The following is a 20,417-nucleotide window of genomic DNA, read 5'->3' as shown; positions in this document are numbered from 1 at the left end:
AAAGCGGTAATTTTGTGCGGAATAAACTTCTACTCCGGAGCATTTGTTCTACCTCCAACCCAATAATATTCTTTTGAAAAAACCGGTTACTCTGCTTATTACCCCGCCGCTTACGCAGCTAAACACGCCTTACCCGGCCACCGCCTACCTCAAAGGTTTTCTGGGTAAACAAGGTTATACTATTCACCAGGCCGATTTTGGGATTGAACTGGTATTAAAAATGTTTTCCCGCACCGGCCTTACCCGCATTTTTGATGCCGCCGCTAAATTTACCGGCAATATTTCTGGGAACAGCAAACGCATCTTGCGGTTGCGGCCTTATTATTTAGAGACCATTGAGCCGGTAATCCGGTTTTTGCAGAATAAAGACAACACGCTCGCGCAGCAAATTTGCTACAGCAGCTTTTTGCCCGAGGCTTCCCGTTTTGCCCAAATCGCCGATCTGGAATACGCCTTCGGCAACATGGGCATTACCGACCGCGCCCGGCACCTGGCTACGCTGTATTTAGAAGACTTAGCCGATTTAATAAAAGAAACCGTTTGCCCTTATTTTGGCTTTAGTCGCTACGCTGAGAAATTAGCTTTATCGGCCACTTCTTTCGACCCGTTAGCCGAAGCTTTGCAGGATGCACCCAACTTAGTGGATCAGATGCTGCTGGAATTAATGGCCGAAAAGCTGACCGAAGTTCAACCGGATTTAATTGGCTTTTCGGTGCCATTTCCGGGTAATTTGTACGGTGCTTTGTGGTTAGCTCAATTTGCTAAAGCTCAAAACCCTACGGTAAAAACCCTGATGGGCGGTGGTTATCCTAATACCGAGTTGCGCAGTTTAAAAGAACCACGCTTATTTTCTTACATCGATTTTGTAACGCTCGACGACGGTGAAGGCCCGTGGCTGAAAATACTGGAATATTGGCAAGGCCAACGTTCGGCCGAACAACTGCAGCGTACCTTTATGCTGCAAAACGGGGAGGTAATTTACCAAAACAACTGCAACGACGGCAATATTCCGCATACCGAAGTGGGCACACCCGATTACAGCGATTTACCCTTAGTCGAATATTTATCGGTAATTGAGGTAACCAACCCCATGCACCGGCTCTGGAGCGACGGCCGCTGGAATAAATTAACCGTGGCCCATGGCTGCTACTGGAAACGCTGCTCTTTCTGCGACATTACCCTCGATTATATTTCCCGCTACGAAACCGCCCCAGCTACTTTATTAGTTGATCGCATTGAACAAATTGTGGCCCAAACCGCCCAAACCGGTTTTCATTTCGTAGATGAGGCTGCTCCCCCGCTCGCCCTCCGCGATTTGGCTATTGAATTATTGCGCCGCAACGTAAAAATTACCTGGTGGGGCAATATTCGGTTCGAGAAAACTTTTACGCCTGATATTTGCCGCTTGTTGGCTGCGTCGGGTTGTATTGCGGTATCGGGTGGTTTAGAAGTTGCTTCGGATCGATTATTAGCCAAAATGGAAAAAGGCGTAACCATTGCTCAGGTGGCCCGCGTAACTGAAGGCTTTACCAACGCCGGCATTATGGTGCACGCTTACCTCATGTACGGCTTCCCCACCCAAACAGCCCAGGAAACTATTGATTCCCTGGAAGTAGTGCGGCAATTATTCGAGAACAATGTAATTCAATCGGGTTTTTGGCACCGCTTTTCCATGACGGCGCACAGCCCGGTTGGCAAAAATCCGGAGAAATACGGCGTGGTAAAAGTTGGTCCGCCCGCCGGTAATTTTGCCGATAATGACCTGTGGCACGACGACCCGCAGGGCGCCGACCACGAATTATTTGCCCAAGGCTTATCTAAATCTATTTACAATTACATGCACGGCATTGGACTGGAAGAACCGCTGCAGTTCTGGTTCGATACGAAAGTGCCGCGCCCCGCGCACCCGCGCCACCTGATTGCCCAAGCCATTAATACGCCCGCTAAACCTGATGGCGAGAAACGTAATTTGCGGGTATTCTGGCTGGGTAATGCGCCCGAACTAGAAGAAATTACCTTAACTAAAAAAGGCAAAAATATTACCCGCGCGGTGCTAACTTTTTACGAAAAAGCCGAAGATTTTCAACTAAAAACCAATCCGGCTATTGGCAACTGGCTCCGGCAAACGCTTACCCATCTGCACCACGATTACGAAAACAAGTTATTACTGAAAGATTTAGAGGCGAGCTTCCCAACTGAAGCGGGTATGCCGTTTTCACAATTCCTGATTTCGCCGGAATGGTTGTTGTTGCGTGAAAAAGGTTTGTTGCTGCTATAAATAAAAAATATCTTAAAAGATATTTTGCATAAACCTACTAATAAACCTACTATATTTAAAGCGTACGCAAATACCCTTATTTACAAGCAGTACCTTATAGCTATAAGGCCGCATAAGTTTTGGATCAGACCTAATTAATTTTTCATTCCGATTAAATAGCCTTACTCTTTACCCTTAAACTATGCAAAATAGAATTTACCGGCTAACGCTTACTATCCTTTTCTGCTTACAGTTGCTTATCGGATACGGTCAGGCAAACACCTGCAACTGTTCTGATAATTTAAATACCACCATTCAGAAAACAGAAGAAAACTATGCAGGTTATCCAACTAAAGTAAACGCAAAAACCACGAAGGAATATAATTCTCTTGTACAAAGACTAAAACAAAAAGCTGCTGGCATAAATGAGCCTAAAAAGTGCTATTATCTTATTCGGGATTATATTAAATTTTTTAACGACAAACACTTTATTCTGTCATACAGAAACGAAAACGACTATGACAGCTTAGTGATTGATTATGCAGATTCTTATTTTCAGGATAAAAAAAATAAAAATAAATTAACTCCGGTTGAAGGCATCTATACCAATCCGGATAGCACCATTACCATTGGTATTAAAAAAACTAAAGCGGATATTTTTCAGGCTTTTAAGATTGCCTCCAAGCACGATAATTTCCCGAAAGGTTTTGTTTACTTTACCTTAACGCCCAATAGCAAAAAATATATAGTAAAAGATTATAATTCTTTTGTCAGTACTGATTTTCCGGCCAGCCAAAACGGCAATCTGTTATACCTTTGGAATTATGCCATCTGGGGCAAAATATCTCCCCAGCAAATGACCGCCGCCGAGGGCCAGGAGTTATCGCAATGGCGGAACAACAACAATGGCTTAGCTTTCAGAAAACTAAACGCAGACTTTACTTATCTAAAAGTACCTACTTTTATCAATAACGACGATAAAATACAGCAGCTGGTTGCAGCCAACGACAAGCTAATCCGGAACACAAAATACCTAGTTGTAGATTTAAGGGGAAACGGCGGCGGAAACACCGGCTGGATTCATTTTATTTCTTACTTTATGACCAATCCAATTATTCAGGAATCAACCTATCTGCGCCTGACACCCGAGAATATAAAACATAAATTAAACGATATAGCACCTTTTGCCACCCAACCCATACCGGCGGAAATGCAAAAATATTTTCCTGCGGATATTTTAAATGCATATAAAAAAGCTTACCAGGAATTACCGATTGCCCGCGAGAGTTTTTATCCGATACCGAGCGTTAATTTCCCCTTAGATTCTATAACGCGGCAACCGGAAAAAATAGCCCTCATTGTAGACGACTTTTGTGGCAGTTCGGCTGAATATTTCTTTTACCTTTCTAAACAAAGTAAAAAAACAATTAGCTACGGCACCAATACGTTGGGCATGATGGATTATGAAGGCATGTCTACTCCCACTGCACTCCCTTATGAAAAATTCAGGCTTACCATACCCATCTCAAAATCTAGCTGGACAGATAAAAACCCGATAGACAAAACCGGATTTAAACCCGATGTAGTTATAAATAAACCACAAAACGAATGGCTTGATTTTATTATAAAGGACTTGCCGCAAAAATAAACGCTACCCGGTAGCGATTTTACTTATCAGCAGCGGCACGTTGCTGCCAGAATTCTTGAATATAATGCCGTAAATTTTGCCGTCCATAAATAATTATTTACAACTACTACATAACATTGCTCTAGCAGGGCTATAGCAATACTAACCAGAATGTCTGTTACTACGCGATAAAGGTTTGTTGCTGTTTTAAGGAAAAGGATTAGATATGATTATGTTTTGCCTTTTGGCCTTTCCGGAGGATGAGGTACAAAAGCGGGCCGGCAAATGGCACAAATATTACCACAATTACCCAAATTAATTTTGTAACACTATCCTTAAAATCGCTCCGGATAATATCGAGCAACGCCCAAATTAACAGAAATAAGGGGAATAAGGTAAATAGTAAAATAATTACTATTTCAACCAAGCCAAGACCACCAATAAATAAAAGCATAATACAGTTTAAGGTTTAACCATGATGCTGGTCCAGATTTTTCTTCTTTAAAATTTAACTGCTCCGGGTCAATTATTTAATAATCATTTCCGGAAGCTTTTAATTTCTGGTTTGGGGCAATTAAAGGATAAAGAATAACTCCTACAAAAGGAATTAAAATAACGACGAGCAACCAAATAATCTTGTTTGTATTGTTTTTAAAATTGCTCCTGATTATATCAACCAGAACAATACACCAAAGAACAAAGGGAATTAAAATAATCAGCACTTCACTTACACCTAAACCTCCTATATATAGCGTCATAATCTTGTTGATTAAGTGAAATTCGATTTTAATTAAATATACAAATTGTTTTAAATACGTGCTTATTTATTAAATAATAACTTTCTCCATTATATAATCGTGTTGCACATCCTGGCCCAGCACAAAATCCTCGTGGCCTATTATTTTAAAACCTAATCTTTGGTAAAGCGTCAGCGCACCCAAATTATGTTCCCAAACGGTTAACCAAACGGCGCCAAAACCTGCTGCACGGGCATAACAAAAGCACTGGTTTAAAATTTCCGAACCAATGCCGCGGCCGTGCCAATGCTGTAACAAATATAACCGGGCAATCTTTAAGGCTTTTGTAGCAGTAATACAAGCGGCGGCCGGACCCGTATTCATTTTTACGTAGCCAGCCAACTCGGAACCGGCATAAACCAGCCAGAATATATTTTGCGGATCGGCTAGTTCTGCGGCTTGTAAAGCTGGGCTAAAGGTACCGGGCAAGTAGGCGGCCATGTCTTCGGGTGTATTGGCGGCGGCAAAGGCTTGCGCAAAAGTTTCCTGGCCTAGTTGGGCTAAAACTATATTATCTTGGCTGGTAGCCACCCGGATTGTTACAGAAATATTCAAAAAATATAAGTTTGATGCGGTTTGGATAACAACTGGGGTTTGGGATTTAAAAAGAAATAATAAATAATACCGCCCAGGGCATAAGCGCCTATATCCCAAAAATCGCGGGTGTATTTATTAGAAAATGCGGGCAATATTCCTTCGAAAAAAATTGAAAAATAAATAACCGTAAAAATAACCTGCCAAATATTTAGCCGGGAACGGGCCGTACGCGGAAATAACTTTTGCTGCAACCATAAAGCCACGCACAACACCACGGGCAAGCACAGCACATCGTTCAGGTAAGGAATTTTATATTTGGTGAAACCCAAAAAATCCAGCACGTACCGGTTTAGTAAATACAAGCTTAACGCCAGCCAAAACAAAAAATATTGGAACCAGTTCATTAGCCGGCCAGCATGGTCAGGAACCAAATTATAAAAGATACAATGGCAATAAACGAAATTTGAATGGCCTGAATAATGCGTTTGCCAATTTTCACAAAAAAAGAATCGGTCGGATAAACTTCAATTATATCTATTTCAAGCTGTTTCTTGTTTTTGGATTCGGCTTCGCGGGCAGCTTCGCGCAGCAAGGTTCTGTCATCCAGCAAGGCCCCGCAAAACTGGCAGGTATCGGTGGGGTGCTGGTTCCACTCCGACCATTCGCCACAATGCGGGCATTTTTTAGATGATTTAAAGGTAGAGGCCATAACGCGGACTTTAACCAAATTTGCAAGCAAAACTACAGGAAAGCAAGTTTTAACACTGCATTTTTGCTTATTTTAAATCTGGCAAATAGCTAACCCGGCAATACCATTTCTGTTGAATATTCTTATATAATTTACAAACTATTCATTTTTCTGCATAGCGTGAGTACCGTTAAATTGGCAAACTTAAATCTGTTGCATATGCTAAATAATGGTTTGGCCGTAATAATATGAAACTAAATATTTTCATCTGCATTAATCCGCCAGGCTTGCGGCATGTGGGTAAAACCAATGTGCGGGTAATATTTTTCGGCGGCCGGTGCCGCCAGTAAAATCAAGCTGGCCCGTGGGTCGGCGGCGGCTTTGGTACGCCGGATTAGCTCTTTGCCAATGCCCTGCTTTTGGTAAGCCTGGTGCACGGCCAAATCCGATAAATAAGTAACGTACGCGAAATCGGTTAGCGCCCGGGAAATACCAATTAATTTAACGCCATCCCAGGCGGTTATTACCAGGTTGGCATTTTGCAGCATGGCCGCCATACGTGCGCGGTCTGCTATGGGCCGGCGTTCGCCTAGCGTAGACTCCCGGTAAAGTTCGATTACCGCATCTAAATCTAAATTATTGCCTTGCCGGTAGGTTATCATTTCAGGATATTTTGTGTTAAATAAAATACTAGGCAATAATATTAAATATTCGTTACTTAACTTTATTAGTTTGTGAGCCAGATCTAAGCTTTTCGGGCTAATACATTTAATGTTAAAATTGCTATGTCTATAGATAAAAATGCGGGTAATAATCAGCCGGCCGCAGAAAACAACAACGGTTTACCAAACGAAGACCGGCGTACTTTCCTGAAAAAAACTTCGGCGGTGGTGGCTTTGGCGCTTACCCCGCCTACCGTACTCAAAGCCGCCAGCATGGACGAGAAAATAGCAGCGGCCTTCGAGCAAGTAAAAATAACTTTAAATATTAATGGCAACCGGCACAAACTAGCCGTAGAGCCCCGGGTTACGTTGCTGGATTTATTGCGCGAAGATTTAAAATTAACCGGCACCAAAAAAGGCTGCGACTACGGCCAATGCGGTGCTTGCACGGTGCACGTAAACGGGCAGCGCGTTTTAGCGTGTTTATCGCTGGCCGTAATGCAGGATGGCAAAAAAATTACCACCATCGAGGGTTTAGCCGCTGGCGAAAAGCTGCACCCCATGCAGGAAGCTTTTATTAAACACGATGGCTTACAATGCGGCTACTGCACTCCCGGCCAGATTATGTCGGCGGTGGCTTGTGTCCGGGAAGGCCAGGCTAATTCTGAAGGTCAGATACGCGAATACATGAGCGGCAATATTTGCCGGTGCGGCGCTTACCCCAACATTGTAAATGCTATTCTGGAAGTAAAAAACGGAGGCCAAAAAGTATGAACCAGTTTCAGTACGTGCAGCCCACCAAGCAAAAAGCCGCTATCGAAGCTTTGGTCAAAAACGCCAACGCCCAATTTATTGCCGGCGGCACCAACTTGCTGGACTTGATGAAACACGGCATTGTGGCCCCGGAAAAGCTGGTGGATATAAATAAACTGCCACTTAAGAAAATTAGCCACGAAAACAGTAGCCTGCGCATAGGAGCACTAGCCCTAAACAGCGAAGTAGCCGATAACAAATTGGTGCTGGCAAAACAACCTTTACTGGCGCAAGCCTTAAATGCCGGTGCATCGGGTCAGTTACGGAATATGGCTACCATGGGCGGCAATATTTTGCAGCGCACCCGCTGTCCTTATTTTTATGATATTGCCCTGCCCTGCAACAAACGCGAACCGGGCTCAGGCTGCAGTGCCTTGGCTGGCTTTAACCGAATGCACGCCATTTTTGGGTATAGCGATAAATGCATTGCCGTACATCCCAGCGACATGAGCGTGGCTTTAGCCGCCCTGGATGTTACCGTAGTAGTGGCCGGCCCCCAAGGAGAAAGGCAAATTTTATTCACTGACCTCCACCGCTTGCCCGGTGACCAGCCCGAAAAAGATACGACCTTAACCAGAGGCGAATTAATATTAGATATTATTATTCCGGATACGCCTTTTGCCCAGCAAGTGCATTATTTAAAAGTGCGCGACCGGGCGTCGTACGCTTTTGCCTTGGTTTCGGTGGCAGCGGCTTTAGCCACCCAGAATAATATTATTACAGCAGCGCGTTTGGCTATGGGCGGCGTAGCGCACAAGCCCTGGCGTTTATCTGAAACGGAGAAAAGTTTAGTAGGCAAACCTGTATCGGAGAAAACTTTCCAGGAAGCTGCGGAAATAGCCATGCGTGGTGCCCAAGCCTTTACCCACAACGCTTATAAACTAAAGTTAGCCCCCAATATTTTGGTAGAGGCGCTTAAAACGGCTGCTGGTATTGCCTAAATAAACAGATCATGGAAAAAGCTTTTTTCGACCAGGATAATATTAATGATTCTTTAGACCGGGTAGACGGGCGCTTGAAAGTAACCGGTAAGGCCACGTACGCCGCCGAATATCAGCTACCCAATATTGCCCACGCCGTACTGGTAACGAGCACCATTGCCAAAGGCCTCATTACCGCGCTCGATAGCAAACAAGCCGAACGGGCACCGGGAATATTGGCGGTAATTAGTCATGTAAATTCGCCGGGGGTGCCGGCGTACGGTTCGTCGCCGGCCATGCCGGAGCGTGCTACTTTGGGTACGCCCCTGCGGGTATTCCACGATAACCTGGTATATTTTAGCGGGCAGCCGGTAGCCGTAGTAGTAGCCGATACCTTGCAACGAGCCAAATACGCGGCTTCGCTGGTAAAGGTGCAGTACGAAAAAGAACCACACCAGACCGATTTAGAAGCTAATATATCGCGGGCAGCTTTACCCGCCAACGTGCAGCGAGATAAAAATTCGCGGTACCACGATTACGACCGGGGCAACCCCGAAGCTTTAAATACCGCTGCCGTAAAAATTGAAGCTACTTACAAAATTCCTACGGAACACCACAATCCGCTGGAGCCCCACGCCCTAATTGCGCACTGGGAAGCGCCGGATAAATTAACGCTTTACGATAAAACCCAGGTAATAAAAGGCACACAAGGCAATTTGGCCCGGGCTTTTAAGCTGCCTATAGAAAACGTAAAAGTGCAGGCGAAATTTATTGGCGGCGCTTTTGGTTCGGGCATTCGGGTGTGGCCGCACGTAATGGCCGCTACGTTGGCCGCCAAAAAAGTGCAGCGGCCGGTAAAGTTGGCGCTGCCCCGCGAATTAATGTTCAATTCGGTTGGTTCGCGCCCCGAAACCATCCAGAAATTAAGTATTGGTGCTACCAAAGATGGCCGGTTAACCGCGATTACCCACGAAGCCATTGCTCACACCTCTACCTACGAAGAACATACCGAAAGAACCGTATTGGCAACCCGCGTATTATACGCCTGCCCCAATGTGCGAACGCGCTACCGCTTGGTTAACCTGGATGTAAATACACCCACCTGGATGCGCGGCCCCGGCGAAGTTACGGGGGTTTATGCCTTAGAATCGGCAATCGACGAACTGGCCTACGCCTTACGAATAGACCCGCTGGAATTGCGGCTACGCAACCACGCCGATTCTGACCCGGAGAAAAATTTACCATGGTCGAGCAAATCGCTGAAAGAATGTTACGCTAAAGGCGCAGAGCATTTTGGCTGGCACAAACGTACTTTAGAACCCCGCTCTATGCGCCAAGGGCAGTTTTTGGTGGGGTACGGCATGGCTTCGAGTATGTTTGGCGTACACCGGAATAATGCCAAAGCCCGGGCCGTTTTGCAAGCCGATGGCAAAGTAATTGTGCAAAGTGCTACCAGCGATATTGGGCCAGGTACCGGCACGGCCATGACCCAGATTGCCGCCGATACGCTAAACATTTCGCCTGCTCTAATCCGCTTCGATTTAGGCGAATCTACTTTACCCGATGCACCCGGCCAAACCGGTTCTACTACGGTTTCGAGCGTAGGCTCGGCGGTAAAAGTGGCCTGCGAAGCCTTAAAACAAAAGCTGCTGCAATTGGCTGTAACTTCCCCTCATTCAACTTTATACAATGCTAACCCCGCAGATTTATCTGTGGCGGATGGGCGAATATTTAAAACCCAGAACCCAGCGGTTAGTATTACTTATACCGAAATATTAAAGCAAAACAACTTACCCCAACTGGAAGTAACCGAAGAATCGAAGCCCGGAGCCGAATGGCAGAAATATTCCATGTCTGCGTTTGGGGCGCATTTTGTGGAAGTGCATGTAAACCCAATTACCGGCGAAGTACGGGTTAAGCGGGTAGTAACGTGTGCCGGCGTAGGTAAAGTAATTAATTTAAAAACCGCTCGCAGCCAATCTATTGGCGGCATAGTGGGCGGCATTGGCATGGCTTTAACCGAAGAATCGGTAATGGACCACCGCTTTGGCCGCTACGTAACCGCTGATTTTGCCAATTACCACGTACCCGTTCACGCCGATGTGCCCCAAATAGATGCATTTTTTATAGACGAACACGACCCGCACGTAAACCCCGTGGGTGCCAAAGGCCTCGGCGAAATAGCCATTGTGGGCGTTTCTGCTGCCATTGCCAACGCGGTGTTTCACGCTACCGGCAAACGCATCCGGAACCTACCCATAACGCCGGACAAATTAATCTGAGGGAAAAAGTAGCAGGTAGCAGGTAGTAAGTATCAGGTATCAATAACGCCCTCCTATTCGTTTAAATATGTGTAAATTTGCTTATCTTTTTTTGGGAAGAAATATATAGTGGTCGGTTAAAGTAAAGTTCTGAAACCTACTACCTGTTACTACATTCATGAAGGAAATACAGGAAATTGTAAAAGCTTACGACGAAACGCAGTTGGCCGGCAAGCAGACGGCCCTTGCCACAGTGGTACACGTAGCCGGTTCGTCGTATCGCCGGCCCGGGGCCCGTATGCTGGTTACCGAAGACGGTCAGCTTACCGGCGCTATTAGTGGCGGGTGTTTAGAAGGCGATGCGCTACGTAAAGCCCGGCTGGTGATGGTGCAGCAAAAAGCCATGCTGGTTACCTACGACACCACCGACGAAGACGATGCCAAGCTAGGCGTGGGTTTGGGCTGCAACGGCATTATTCAAATATTAATTGAACCCATTCAGTCAGCCAATCCGGTTAACCCTATTGCGTTGCTTAAAGCTGTACTAGCCCGGCGACAGCAAGCCGTATTGGTTACTTTGTTTAACTTGCAAAACCGGCAGGCACCCCAACCCGGGACTTGTTTGCTGCAACTCGCCAACGGTCAACTATCCGGTTCTATATCGGACGATCGCCTGCAAAACCAGTTAACTACCGATGCTGCCGAAGTTTTTGCCACCCAATCATCGGCTATAAAAACGTATGTAACCGGCCTGTATAACCTTACCGCCTTTGTAGAATTATTGAAACCACCGGTAGCTTTGGTCATTATTGGGGCTGGCAATGATATTAGGCCGCTGGTGGAAATTGCCAAAGTTTTAGGCTGGAAAACTACTATAGTAGATGGCCGCAATAATTACGCCACTGCCGAACGTTTTCCGTTAGCCGACCAGGTTTTAATTGCCAAACCTGAAAAAGTATTGGAGCAATTAGCCGTAGATGCCCAGACTGTTTTTGTATTAATGACCCACAATTACAATTACGACCTGGCCATGCTCCGGCAACTAATTAATTTAAATATTTCTTACATAGGTGCTTTAGGCCCTAAAAAGAAACTCGACCGGATGCTGGCCGAATTACAGGACGAAGGCATTAATCCCAGCGAGGCGCAACTCCAGAAAATATACGGGCCAACCGGTTTAGAACTGGGCGCTGAAAACCCGGAAGAAATTGCTTTATCTATTATTTCGGAAATAAAAGCCGTGCTGGCTGGTAAAACGGGTGGTCTGCTCCGCGATAAACCGGATGTTATTCATGCCCGCCAGGACGAAGCCATTACCCAGGTGACGCTTTTGCCGTAATAGAAAATATCCGGAGTGAATATTTAAAAATTTTGCACAATGGCTTCAGTTGGACTTATTTTATTGGCAGCCGGTTCTTCCAGCCGCCTCGGTGAACCCAAACAAAATTTACTATACGAAGGTCAGCCTTTGTTGCAACGTGCCATCCAAACTGCCCTGGCCTCTTCGTGCGAGCCGGTTTTGGTAATATTGGGCTCCAACGCCGAAGCTTTCCAGGCCAGCCTGAACGATTTACCAGTGCAAACAATTTTTAATCCCGATTGGCAGGAAGGCATGGCCTCTTCCATTCGGCAAGGAATATTGGCTTTAAACCAAATGGCACCGGATTTAGACGGCGCCATTATTATGGTCTGCGATCAGCCGTTTGTTACTACTGCTTTATTAAATGACATCGTAGAACAGAAAAGATTGCATGGCCACGGCATTATTGCTTGTTCGTACCACAACACTCTAGGTACCCCCGCTTTATTCGACAAACAATTTTTCCCGGAATTATTAGCTTTAAAAGGCCAGGAAGGCGCTAAAAAATTATTGTTCCGGCACGCCGCAGTTGTAACTCCTATTACCTTCCCGCTCGGCACTTTTGATATTGATACGCCCCAGGATTACGAAGACCTGCAGCAACACCGGGTAGAATAATTAATAACCCTGCATCCGTAAATAAATTACCAGGTACCCACCAGTTGTTTACGAAAAGAATAATAGTAAACAACCGGCAAAAACTACATTACATGAACTACCAACCAAAATCTATCCGCGCATTTATTGGCGCAAAAAACTATGAAGAATCAAGAGCGTTTTACCGGGAACTTGATTTTGAGGAAATTGTAATTGACCAAAAAATGTGTTTGTTTAAGGTAAACGAAAATTTAGGTTTTTATTTGCAGGACTACTATGCGGAAGAATGGGTAAATAATTCGATGATATTTTTAGAAGTAGACGACGTTGAAAAATGCGCTGCCGAATTGCAAAGCAAAGGTTTGACGAGTAAATTCCAAGACGTAAAAATTACAGAAATTAAGCAATTTAATTGGGGCAGAGAATTATTTATGCATGACCCATCAGGTGTATTGTGGCACTTTGGTGAGTTTGCTAAATAAAGGATGATAGCCCGAAACAACCATAACTATTACTACCATCAAATAGTACCTGCGCTTTCCAATGGTTTTGTCATCCTGAGCTTGTCGAAGGATCTATAACAGCATTGTAATGTAATTAATAGCTATTTCGCCAGGCTCAATATGACCCGATAATGTAAGCGCATAAATTGCCTAATAATGGGATTAATAACAAAAAAGAGCCTTGCGGCTCTTTCTGTACAGTATTAATCTCGTTTGCTTTTCAATAACTTTCGTAATTCAGCCAGCTCATCGCGGAATTTGGCAGCTTGTAAAAAGTCTAAATCTTTGGCAGCGGCTTCCATCTGCTTTTCGGTTTTCTTAATCAGCTTTTCGAGTTCGTCGCGCTTCATGTATTGAATTACCGGTTCTGCCGCTAAAGACATTTCCGCTTCGTCGGGGCCAGCATAAATCTTCACTTCTTTCCGGGCATCGGCAACCGAAGTCTGTACCATAATCTCTTCTTTCGATTTGTATACCGTGGTTGGGGTAATGCCGTGTTCTGCGTTGTAAGCCATTTGTACGGACCGGCGGCGGTTGGTTTCGTCAATGGTGCGCTGCATCGAACCCGTCATGCGGTCGGCGTACATAATTACTTTGCCCTGGCTGTTCCGGGCCGCCCGACCCGTAGTCTGAATAAGTGAGCGCTGATCACGCAGGAAACCTTCTTTATCGGCGTCCAGAATGGCTACCAACGACACTTCGGGTAAATCCAAACCTTCGCGCAGCAGGTTAACGCCAATCAGCACATCAATGTGGCCTAAGCGCAGTTCCCGCAATATTTCTACGCGGTCTAAAGATTTAATCTCCGAGTGAATATATTTTACTTTAATATTCAGCCGGTCCATATATTTGGATAATTCTTCAGCCATGCGCTTGGTAAGCGTAGTCACCAAAACGCGGTCGCCCATTTTAATACGGGTATCTATTTCGTCCAGCAAATCATCTACCTGGTTAATGCTCGGGCGCACTTCAATTTCGGGGTCCAGCAAACCGGTGGGCCGGATTATCTGCTCCACTACTACCCCGCCGGCTTTCTGCAGTTCGTAATCGCTGGGCGTAGCACTAACAAAAATAGTCTGCTGCATCATCGACTCAAACTCATTAAACGTAAGCGGGCGGTTATCCATGGCCGAAGGCAGCCGGAAGCCATACTCTACCAGTTGGGTTTTGCGCGAGCGGTCGCCGCCCCACATGGCCCGCACCTGGGGCGTGGTTACGTGGCTTTCGTCTATCACCATCAGGTAATCGTTGGGGAAATAATCTAATAAACAGAATGGCCGCGCGCCGGGCTGCCGCCGGTCGAAATAACGCGAATAGTTCTCAATGCCGGAGCAATAGCCTAACTCCCGAATCATTTCCAGGTCGAACTCGGTCCGTTCTTTAATACGTTTGGCTTCATCTTCCCGGAATTCTTTCAGAAAATAATTGTGCTGCGCCATTAAGTCAAACTGAATTTCCTGAATGGCTTGCTGCATAACGTCCTGGCCCGTTACGAAGAGGTTGGCCGGGTACAAAGCTACCTGGTCTTCATCGCCAATTTTTTTACCGGTGCCGGGATCAATTCGCTGGATGGCTTCAATTTCGTCGCCGAAGAAATAAATACGATACGCGTAATCGGCGTAGGCCGGAAAAATATCGACGGTATCGCCTTTTACCCGGAAAGAACCGCGGGTAAACTCGGCTTCGGTGCGGCTGTATAATATTTGTACAAACTGGTAAAGCAAATGGTTGCGGCTTACCCGCTGGCCCGGCCGAATGTAAATTACGTTTTTACCAAATTCTTCGGGGTTACCAATACCGTAAATACACGAAACCGAAGCCACCACAATTACATCGCGCCGTCCCGATAACAACGCCGACGTACAGTGCAGCCGCAGCTTTTCAATTTCTTCGTTAATAGCCAAATCCTTCTCGATAAAGGTATTAGTGGAAGCGATATAAGCTTCGGGCTGGTAATAATCGTAGTACGATATAAAATATTCGACGGAGTTATTGGGGAAGAAACTCTTGAACTCCCCGTACAACTGGGCGGCCAGGGTTTTATTGTGGCAAAGTACCAGGGTTGGTTTTTTAACCTCCTGAATAACGTTAGCCACTGTAAACGTTTTACCCGTACCCGTAGCACCCAGCAAAACCTGAGCAGGTTCGCCATTTCTGACGCCCTCTACTAATTGGGCAATGGCTTTGGGTTGGTCGCCGGTTGGTTTAAACTCCGATGTTAGCTTAAAATCCATGGAATAAAGTTAGAAATATTCAGATCAATTTGTAACAAAATTTGCGCCCGGCTAGTTGCCTCTGTTCTAATTTATTTAGCTGAATTACTAAATATTACATATAGATTACTAATTATTAATTAATAGTTAAGCCCAACAGTATGTTTTAAACTGAAAATCAGTGGTTAATTACTAACTACTATACTTAAATAAAAAACCTGCTCAAATATTAAGCAGGTTTAGTATGCTATAATAAACAATATTGTAAAAGAATAATCCTCTTTAAATTTTTAGTTGCTATTTACTTGCCCAACGTGTAACTGGAGCTTAAAGCAAGGCCAATGGTATAGGGTTTGCGCTGCTTACTATTTAAATTTTCGGGATGAGCGGCCAGGCTGGTTAAATACTGGGTGCCTTCTAAACCTGCTTTTAAACTAATAGACTCTGATACCCGAAATCCTTTACCAGCCGATAATACAGTGGCAAATTGCCAGGAACGGAAAGGCGAATCTGTGTTACTGCCAAATTTCATATTAGGCACCCGGTCCGATTCGGAAACAATATTGGCTTGCACCAGCAAGTTGGTTAATAACCCCACCGAAGCAAAATAAAACGATTTCCGGCTCTTGGTCTGGTAGTTTAATTTAAGCGGCATGCCCAGCGAGCGGTACCGATATTCGGTTTCGTAAGTAGGCGTTTGAATTACAGCCGCATTACCCAGGTGTTGCTGTCCGGCTAAAGAAGCTACTAACGCCGTGGTGGGTAAAGCGGCGGCCTGTGCCACATTTTTAGTATCGTTCAGGCCGGCCATCGGATCATTATTACTGTAACGAACCGCCAGATAAGAGTTACTAAAAACGTACGACGACTTGCTGGTAGCAATATTTTGGGTAAAGAGCAGTCCGGTTTCTAAAGACCAATGCTCGTTTAGCGCGTAGCCTACTGCGGCCGCTGTATTGTACGAAAAGCCCGAGGAGGTATTCCGGTCATATTCATTCAAGGCTTCGGTATAACTTAAGGTATTTACATTAGCCGCCGGCGCGCCGTTAAAGCTGCTGTTGCCAGGCGCCATTAAATATTGCGGTGCGGCTGCCGATGCCAGTTCTACATTTTGGTTAAAGTACTGCGGAGCATATTTTGCACTAAAACTCCACCGCGACATTTTAGGTTTTTCCGGTTCCGGAGTAACGGTTGGTTGCCAGGCCAAAGCAGGAGGCGTAGCATCAATGGCTTTGGGTTTCCATAAAGAATCGGCGGGAGTTGCTCCTTTGCTCAAAGCCCAGGCATTTACCGATTGGAGTGGTTCCAGCCCATTATTTGCTTCTCTATTTTCGATTAATACTGCCCGTTTCGCATTTCTGGCTAAGGAAATATTATTTGCTCCGGTTAACAGATTATTTTCACCTTTAGTATTATTTAAATTACCAGTTGCCAAACCAATATTTTCTTGATTTACATTATTATTATTTAATTGCGTAGCCGCATACGTTTTAGCTGAATTTTTATTTGCATTAACCTGATTATCTGGCAAGTTAATAGCATAATTATTTGTAGCATTATTTTTAGAACCTGCTTCTTTTGCGGCTAATGCAGGTTGCGCCGGCAAAGCAGCTTCGGCAGTTGCGTTTGTATTTTCGGTTGGTTGGCTGTTGTTATTATTTAACGGACTGGAGGCTACGGGTGAAGAAGTTTTGCTATTGGCACTAGCGGGGTTATTTTGGGTTTGCGGCAAAGTTGCTACCTGCTGATTGGCCGGATGCTGCGTATTTGCATCGTAGTACAGGTACACGGCCGCGCATACTAGTAAAGCAACGCAAGCCGCTGCCAACGACCGGTACCAGACAACCCGCTCTTTGTAATAACCGGCTTCTTTCAGGTCTAACCCTTGTTCAATCCGCTCCCACACCCGCTCCGACGGCGTTGCTTCCGCCGCTTCCATCTGGGTCCGGAATAAATCTTCCAGGCGCTGCGGTTTGCTTTTATCTGATAATTCTTTCATTGTACTTTTCTTCGTGACGTTCCAACATGTTTTTTAAAATTGCACGCGCACGTGAATATTGTGATTTAGAGGTTCCTTCGGAGATTTCCAGCATGGTGGCAATCTCTTTATGAGAATATCCTTCTATAGCATATAAATTAAATATGAGCTGATATCGCGGGGCCAAACTTTGTACCATACCCAATAAATCTTCGTAGGCATAGTTCGACAAAACAAATTCTTCTTCCGGAATATTTTCGATTTTATCGCTTTCGGCTACCGAGCTTACATACATTTTTTTGCGATGGTGCTTCAGGGCCGTATTCACCATAATGCGTCTTATCCAGAATTCTAGCGGGCACTCGCCTTTAAACGTAGCTATATGCTCAAAAATCTTTACAAACGCTTCCTGCATAATATCTTCTGCCTCAAAACTGGTTTTGGCGTAGCGCAAACAAACCGCCATCATTTTTTTGGCATAAAGGTCATAGAGGGCCTTTTGCGTAGCTCTTTTACCTGCTATGCACCCCTGCACCAGTTCTTGCTCAACTGTAAGACTTTTCCGAAAGAGCTTCAAGTAGACGTCCGAATATCTGAATAGTTATAACCTTCACCCCCATGACCCACTAGTAGCAGGAATGGTTGCAAGGAGAAAATTTATTTAAAGAATTATTTCAAATATACTATGTAAGGCAGCACATAGAAAGGGCCGGCACAAATATTTATGATATTAAATAAAGGTGGTTATGAGCGGTTTAAAGAATATTTCGGAAGCAGCAATTTTTCTTAGCGGTTCCAGATTTCCCAGGCAACTTCGGCTTGCCGCACCAGCATTTCGTGGCCGTTTTTAGTTTTGGCACCAGCTTCGCGCCCTTTTTTCAGGAACAAGGTTTCGGCGGGGTTGTATACCAAATCATATAAATAATGATTACCGGTAAGCGCTTCGTACGGCAGATCCGGGCAGGTATCTACTTTGGGGTAAGTACCCAGAGGCGTAGCATTAATTAACAAAGAATATTCGGTTAACAGGTCTGTGGTAAGGTTGTTGTAATGCAATTGGCCAGGTTGCGGCTGGCGCGAAACTATTTTGTAAGCAATTCCCATTGCATCCAAAGCTGCTAGCACGGCTTTTGCCGCCCCACCCGTACCAAATATTAAAGCCTGTGCGCCAGCCTTAATTGGGTAAAAATTCTCTAAACTCTGAATAAAGCCCTGGTAATCGGAGTTGTAACCCGTAGTGCGGCCATTCTGGAATTTTATAACGTTTACGGCGCCTATTTTTTTTGCTTCTGCTTCCACCTCATCCAAATAAGCCATTACTTTCTCCTTGTGGGGTACTGTTACATTTAGGCCATGCAGGTTGGGAATAGATTTTAGGAGTGCCGGAAACGCTTGAATATCCGGCAACTCGTAAAGTTTGTAAACACAATCAGTAATATTCTCGGCCTTAAACTTTTCGGCAAAATATTTCTCAGAAAAAGAATGCGTTAAAGGGTAACCAATCAGGCCGTATGCTTTCATGCTATTGCTTCAGAAATTATTGGTGCTTGGGTTTTGTTTATCAGACGCGGCTTTTGGCGCTAAGCTTGTGCTTGGCAAATTCGTATAATGGTGGCAGAATGGAAATAATAATAATGGCAAAAATAGCCAGGGTGAAATTCTTTTTCACGGCCGGAATATTACCAAAAAAGTAGCCCGCGGCCACAAACAAAGCCACCCAAATAAAGCCTCCAATAATATTATAGGCAATAAATTTACTGTACTTCATGGTACCTACGCCCGCAATAAAGGGGGCAAAGGTGCGAATAATAGGAATAAACCGGGCAAAAATAATGGTTTTGGCGCCGTGCTTCTCGTAAAAATGCTGCGTTTTAAGCAAATGCTCTTTTTTCAGGAAACGGTAGTTGCGCCGGAACACTTTAGGGCCAATATAATCGCCGATGTAATAATTAAGGGTATCGCCTAAAAAAGCCGCTACAAATAAGAGCCCAATCAGGTAAAAAACGTTAAAGGGCCCCGGCACCAGTTCGCCGGCTTGGGTTAATTGGGGCGCGGCAAAAGCCCCGGCCGCAAACAGCAACGAGTCGCCGGGTAAAAAAGGCATTACCACCAAACCAGTCTCCACAAAAATAATCAGGAATAAAATCAGGTAGGCCCAAATGCCGTAATCATGAATTATTTGAGACAAATGCACATCCAGGTGCAGAAAAAAATCGATAAAATTGTGCAACAGCTCCATGTAGGCTGGTTAAAATATAAACTTATTTAAAACTAAACGGCCAGAACAGGTATTTGCCACTATACCTATTCCGGCCACCAATTATTTAACCTCGTTCAGGTTTATAAAATGTAAAAAAGTATCGCCTCGCAAACCAAGCCTGATTGTTTCCAGCGGCACTACCTCTTTCGGCGAAATATTGCCCAGGTTTACATTAGCCCCTAATAATTTAACAAACCAAACCTGCTGTTCTTTTTGCGGTGCTTCCCAAATAATTTTTTCGAAAGGAATTTTGGTTAATATTTCTTCTACCAAACCACTCCGCACTTCGCCGGTAGACCGGAACAAACCTACGTTGCCGCCTTCGCGGGCTTCGCCAATTACTTTCCAGGCGCCGGCATCGAGTTCGGCCTGCATTAAGCTAATCCACTTATAAGGCGGAATTATTTTCTGATCGTCTTTTGAGCCAACTTCCGACAAAACCGTTACCTGCGAAGCCAAAGTGCTGATATATTGACACTTCTCATCGTGCGGTAACTCAATAGAGCCATCCGATACCTCGGCGTATTCCAGGTTATATTTATCCAGAATCCGGCGATATTCGTCAAACTCATTCCGAATAATAAAAGCTTCGAACAAAGTGCCGCCAAAATATACCGGAATGCCGGCCGCTTTATAAACATCTAACTTGCCCTGCAAATTAGGTACTACGTAAGAGGTAGACCAGCCCAGTTTCACAATATCTACGTACTCGCCGGCTACTTCTATAAAATCTTCTACCTCCCGGATGCTAAGGCCTTTATCCATGGCCATGGTGTATCCTTTTTCCCGCGGTTTGGCATCCCGCTCAGGCAAATGGTTCAGGGTATAATTCATTAAGATTTATTGTTATATTAACTAATGTAGAATGGTTGTTGCCCAAATGATTTAATAATTAAGAAGCTTACAGATTATTTAAAAATCATTTAAAATTGGCTATTAAATAA

General features: G+C 44.8%; 20 protein-coding genes. 8 read left to right on the top strand and 12 right to left on the bottom strand.

Annotated features, from left to right (window positions below; translation table 11 throughout):
* Positions 1-73 precede the first annotated feature (73 nt).
* Entirely contained in the window at positions 74-2,278 is a 2,205-nt protein-coding gene (locus tag F0145_RS22965; RefSeq protein ID WP_150092428.1) for a B12-binding domain-containing radical SAM protein, read from the top strand.
* Between the two features lie 181 nt (positions 2,279-2,459).
* Positions 2,460-3,905: a S41 family peptidase gene (locus F0145_RS22960; protein ID WP_150092426.1), complete on the top strand. Its 1,446-nt coding sequence runs from the start codon at positions 2,460-2,462 to the stop codon at positions 3,903-3,905.
* Positions 3,906-4,104: 199 nt separating this feature from the next.
* Here F0145_RS22960 and F0145_RS22955 read toward each other — a convergent pair whose 3' ends face one another.
* The 6 genes from F0145_RS22955 to F0145_RS22930 all read right to left on the bottom strand — a co-directional run bounded on the left by F0145_RS22955 (position 4,105) and on the right by F0145_RS22930 (position 6,568).
* Positions 4,105-4,338, bottom strand: coding sequence for a PLD nuclease N-terminal domain-containing protein (locus F0145_RS22955; RefSeq protein ID WP_150092424.1), 234 nt, complete (start codon positions 4,336-4,338; stop codon positions 4,105-4,107).
* A 76-nt stretch (positions 4,339-4,414) separates the two neighbouring features.
* Positions 4,415-4,642, bottom strand: coding sequence for a PLDc N-terminal domain-containing protein (locus F0145_RS22950; protein WP_150092422.1), 228 nt, complete (start codon positions 4,640-4,642; stop codon positions 4,415-4,417).
* A 69-nt stretch (positions 4,643-4,711) separates the two neighbouring features.
* A complete protein-coding gene (locus F0145_RS22945; RefSeq protein WP_150092420.1) occupies positions 4,712-5,236 on the bottom strand; it encodes a GNAT family N-acetyltransferase in 525 nt (174 codons plus the stop codon).
* Complete coding sequence (locus tag F0145_RS22940; RefSeq protein ID WP_190277617.1) at positions 5,233-5,622, bottom strand: hypothetical protein; 390 nt, start codon at positions 5,620-5,622, stop codon at positions 5,233-5,235. Before F0145_RS22940 ends, F0145_RS22945 begins: the two co-directional genes overlap by 4 nt.
* Positions 5,622-5,927: a hypothetical protein gene (locus F0145_RS22935; protein ID WP_150092416.1), complete on the bottom strand. Its 306-nt coding sequence runs from the start codon at positions 5,925-5,927 to the stop codon at positions 5,622-5,624. Before F0145_RS22935 ends, F0145_RS22940 begins: the two co-directional genes overlap by 1 nt.
* A gap of 233 nt (positions 5,928-6,160) precedes the next feature.
* Positions 6,161-6,568, bottom strand: a complete 408-nt coding sequence (locus F0145_RS22930; protein WP_150092414.1) for a GNAT family N-acetyltransferase — start codon at positions 6,566-6,568, stop codon at positions 6,161-6,163.
* A 123-nt stretch (positions 6,569-6,691) separates the two neighbouring features.
* On the opposite strand from F0145_RS22930, the gene F0145_RS22925 reads away from it, so the two are divergent.
* The 6 genes from F0145_RS22925 (at position 6,692) to F0145_RS22900 (ending at position 13,001) form a co-directional block, all read left to right on the top strand.
* Positions 6,692-7,342 (top strand): (2Fe-2S)-binding protein, encoded by a 651-nt coding sequence (locus F0145_RS22925; RefSeq protein WP_150092412.1) that lies wholly within the window; start codon positions 6,692-6,694, stop codon positions 7,340-7,342.
* Entirely contained in the window at positions 7,339-8,322 is a 984-nt protein-coding gene (locus F0145_RS22920; RefSeq protein ID WP_150092410.1) for an FAD binding domain-containing protein, read from the top strand. Before F0145_RS22925 ends, F0145_RS22920 begins: the two co-directional genes overlap by 4 nt.
* 11 nt (positions 8,323-8,333) lie before the next feature.
* Positions 8,334-10,583 carry a xanthine dehydrogenase family protein molybdopterin-binding subunit gene (locus tag F0145_RS22915; RefSeq protein ID WP_150092408.1) on the top strand — a complete coding sequence of 750 codons (2,250 nt, stop codon included), beginning with the start codon at positions 8,334-8,336 and terminating at the stop codon, positions 10,581-10,583.
* A 157-nt stretch (positions 10,584-10,740) separates the two neighbouring features.
* On the top strand, positions 10,741-11,901 hold the full coding sequence (locus F0145_RS22910) for an XdhC family protein (protein ID WP_150092406.1): 1,161 nt from the start codon (positions 10,741-10,743) through the stop codon (positions 11,899-11,901).
* A gap of 39 nt (positions 11,902-11,940) precedes the next feature.
* Positions 11,941-12,540 (top strand): nucleotidyltransferase family protein, encoded by a 600-nt coding sequence (locus F0145_RS22905; protein WP_150092404.1) that lies wholly within the window; start codon positions 11,941-11,943, stop codon positions 12,538-12,540.
* A 92-nt stretch (positions 12,541-12,632) separates the two neighbouring features.
* Positions 12,633-13,001 carry a VOC family protein gene (locus F0145_RS22900; RefSeq protein WP_150092402.1) on the top strand — a complete coding sequence of 123 codons (369 nt, stop codon included), beginning with the start codon at positions 12,633-12,635 and terminating at the stop codon, positions 12,999-13,001.
* A gap of 224 nt (positions 13,002-13,225) precedes the next feature.
* Here the strand turns inward: F0145_RS22900 and uvrB are convergent, their stop codons facing one another.
* From uvrB to F0145_RS22870, 6 genes are all read right to left on the bottom strand, one after another.
* A complete protein-coding gene (uvrB, locus tag F0145_RS22895) occupies positions 13,226-15,256 on the bottom strand; it encodes an excinuclease ABC subunit UvrB (protein WP_150092400.1) in 2,031 nt (676 codons plus the stop codon).
* A 280-nt stretch (positions 15,257-15,536) separates the two neighbouring features.
* The gene (locus F0145_RS22890) at positions 15,537-17,234 is read right to left on the bottom strand and encodes an outer membrane beta-barrel protein (protein ID WP_150092398.1); all 1,698 of its coding nucleotides are present in this window, start codon (positions 17,232-17,234) and stop codon (positions 15,537-15,539) included.
* Positions 17,215-17,790 carry an RNA polymerase sigma factor gene (locus tag F0145_RS22885; protein ID WP_150092396.1) on the bottom strand — a complete coding sequence of 192 codons (576 nt, stop codon included), beginning with the start codon at positions 17,788-17,790 and terminating at the stop codon, positions 17,215-17,217. The genes F0145_RS22890 and F0145_RS22885 overlap by 20 nt, the downstream gene beginning before the upstream one ends.
* Before the next feature lie 209 nt (positions 17,791-17,999).
* Positions 18,000-18,734 (bottom strand): shikimate dehydrogenase family protein, encoded by a 735-nt coding sequence (locus F0145_RS22880; RefSeq protein WP_150092394.1) that lies wholly within the window; start codon positions 18,732-18,734, stop codon positions 18,000-18,002.
* Between the two features lie 40 nt (positions 18,735-18,774).
* Positions 18,775-19,452: a DedA family protein gene (locus F0145_RS22875; protein ID WP_150092392.1), complete on the bottom strand. Its 678-nt coding sequence runs from the start codon at positions 19,450-19,452 to the stop codon at positions 18,775-18,777.
* Between the two features lie 81 nt (positions 19,453-19,533).
* Positions 19,534-20,307, bottom strand: a complete 774-nt coding sequence (locus tag F0145_RS22870; protein WP_150092390.1) for a phosphosulfolactate synthase — start codon at positions 20,305-20,307, stop codon at positions 19,534-19,536.
* Positions 20,308-20,417 lie beyond the last annotated feature (110 nt).

It is taken from the genome of Adhaeribacter rhizoryzae, from assembly GCF_008629685.1.
Taxonomy (GTDB): domain Bacteria; phylum Bacteroidota; class Bacteroidia; order Cytophagales; family Hymenobacteraceae; genus Adhaeribacter; species Adhaeribacter rhizoryzae.
The sequence above is the reverse complement of the archived record's forward strand: the minus strand, read 5'-3'. Positions and strand labels throughout refer to the sequence as shown.

Excerpts from the sequence above, each read along its gene's own strand:
- F0145_RS22900 (WP_150092402.1), top strand. The coding sequence starts at position 12,633 with ATGAACTACCAACCAAAATCTATCCGCGCATTTATTGGCGCAAAAAAC.
- F0145_RS22930 (WP_150092414.1), bottom strand. The coding sequence starts at position 6,568 with ATGATAACCTACCGGCAAGGCAATAATTTAGATTTAGATGCGGTAATC.
- F0145_RS22940 (WP_190277617.1), bottom strand. The coding sequence starts at position 5,622 with ATGAACTGGTTCCAATATTTTTTGTTTTGGCTGGCGTTAAGCTTGTAT.
- F0145_RS22910 (WP_150092406.1), top strand. The coding sequence starts at position 10,741 with ATGAAGGAAATACAGGAAATTGTAAAAGCTTACGACGAAACGCAGTTG.
- F0145_RS22905 (WP_150092404.1), top strand. The coding sequence starts at position 11,941 with ATGGCTTCAGTTGGACTTATTTTATTGGCAGCCGGTTCTTCCAGCCGC.
- F0145_RS22955 (WP_150092424.1), bottom strand. The coding sequence starts at position 4,338 with ATGCTTTTATTTATTGGTGGTCTTGGCTTGGTTGAAATAGTAATTATT.
- uvrB (WP_150092400.1), bottom strand. The coding sequence starts at position 15,256 with ATGGATTTTAAGCTAACATCGGAGTTTAAACCAACCGGCGACCAACCC.
- F0145_RS22935 (WP_150092416.1), bottom strand. The coding sequence starts at position 5,927 with ATGGCCTCTACCTTTAAATCATCTAAAAAATGCCCGCATTGTGGCGAA.
- F0145_RS22890 (WP_150092398.1), bottom strand. The coding sequence starts at position 17,234 with ATGAAAGAATTATCAGATAAAAGCAAACCGCAGCGCCTGGAAGATTTA.
- F0145_RS22875 (WP_150092392.1), bottom strand. The coding sequence starts at position 19,452 with ATGGAGCTGTTGCACAATTTTATCGATTTTTTTCTGCACCTGGATGTG.
- F0145_RS22960 (WP_150092426.1), top strand. The coding sequence starts at position 2,460 with ATGCAAAATAGAATTTACCGGCTAACGCTTACTATCCTTTTCTGCTTA.
- F0145_RS22870 (WP_150092390.1), bottom strand. The coding sequence starts at position 20,307 with ATGAATTATACCCTGAACCATTTGCCTGAGCGGGATGCCAAACCGCGG.
- F0145_RS22925 (WP_150092412.1), top strand. The coding sequence starts at position 6,692 with ATGTCTATAGATAAAAATGCGGGTAATAATCAGCCGGCCGCAGAAAAC.
- F0145_RS22915 (WP_150092408.1), top strand. The coding sequence starts at position 8,334 with ATGGAAAAAGCTTTTTTCGACCAGGATAATATTAATGATTCTTTAGAC.
- F0145_RS22920 (WP_150092410.1), top strand. The coding sequence starts at position 7,339 with ATGAACCAGTTTCAGTACGTGCAGCCCACCAAGCAAAAAGCCGCTATC.
- F0145_RS22950 (WP_150092422.1), bottom strand. The coding sequence starts at position 4,642 with ATGACGCTATATATAGGAGGTTTAGGTGTAAGTGAAGTGCTGATTATT.
- F0145_RS22880 (WP_150092394.1), bottom strand. The coding sequence starts at position 18,734 with ATGAAAGCATACGGCCTGATTGGTTACCCTTTAACGCATTCTTTTTCT.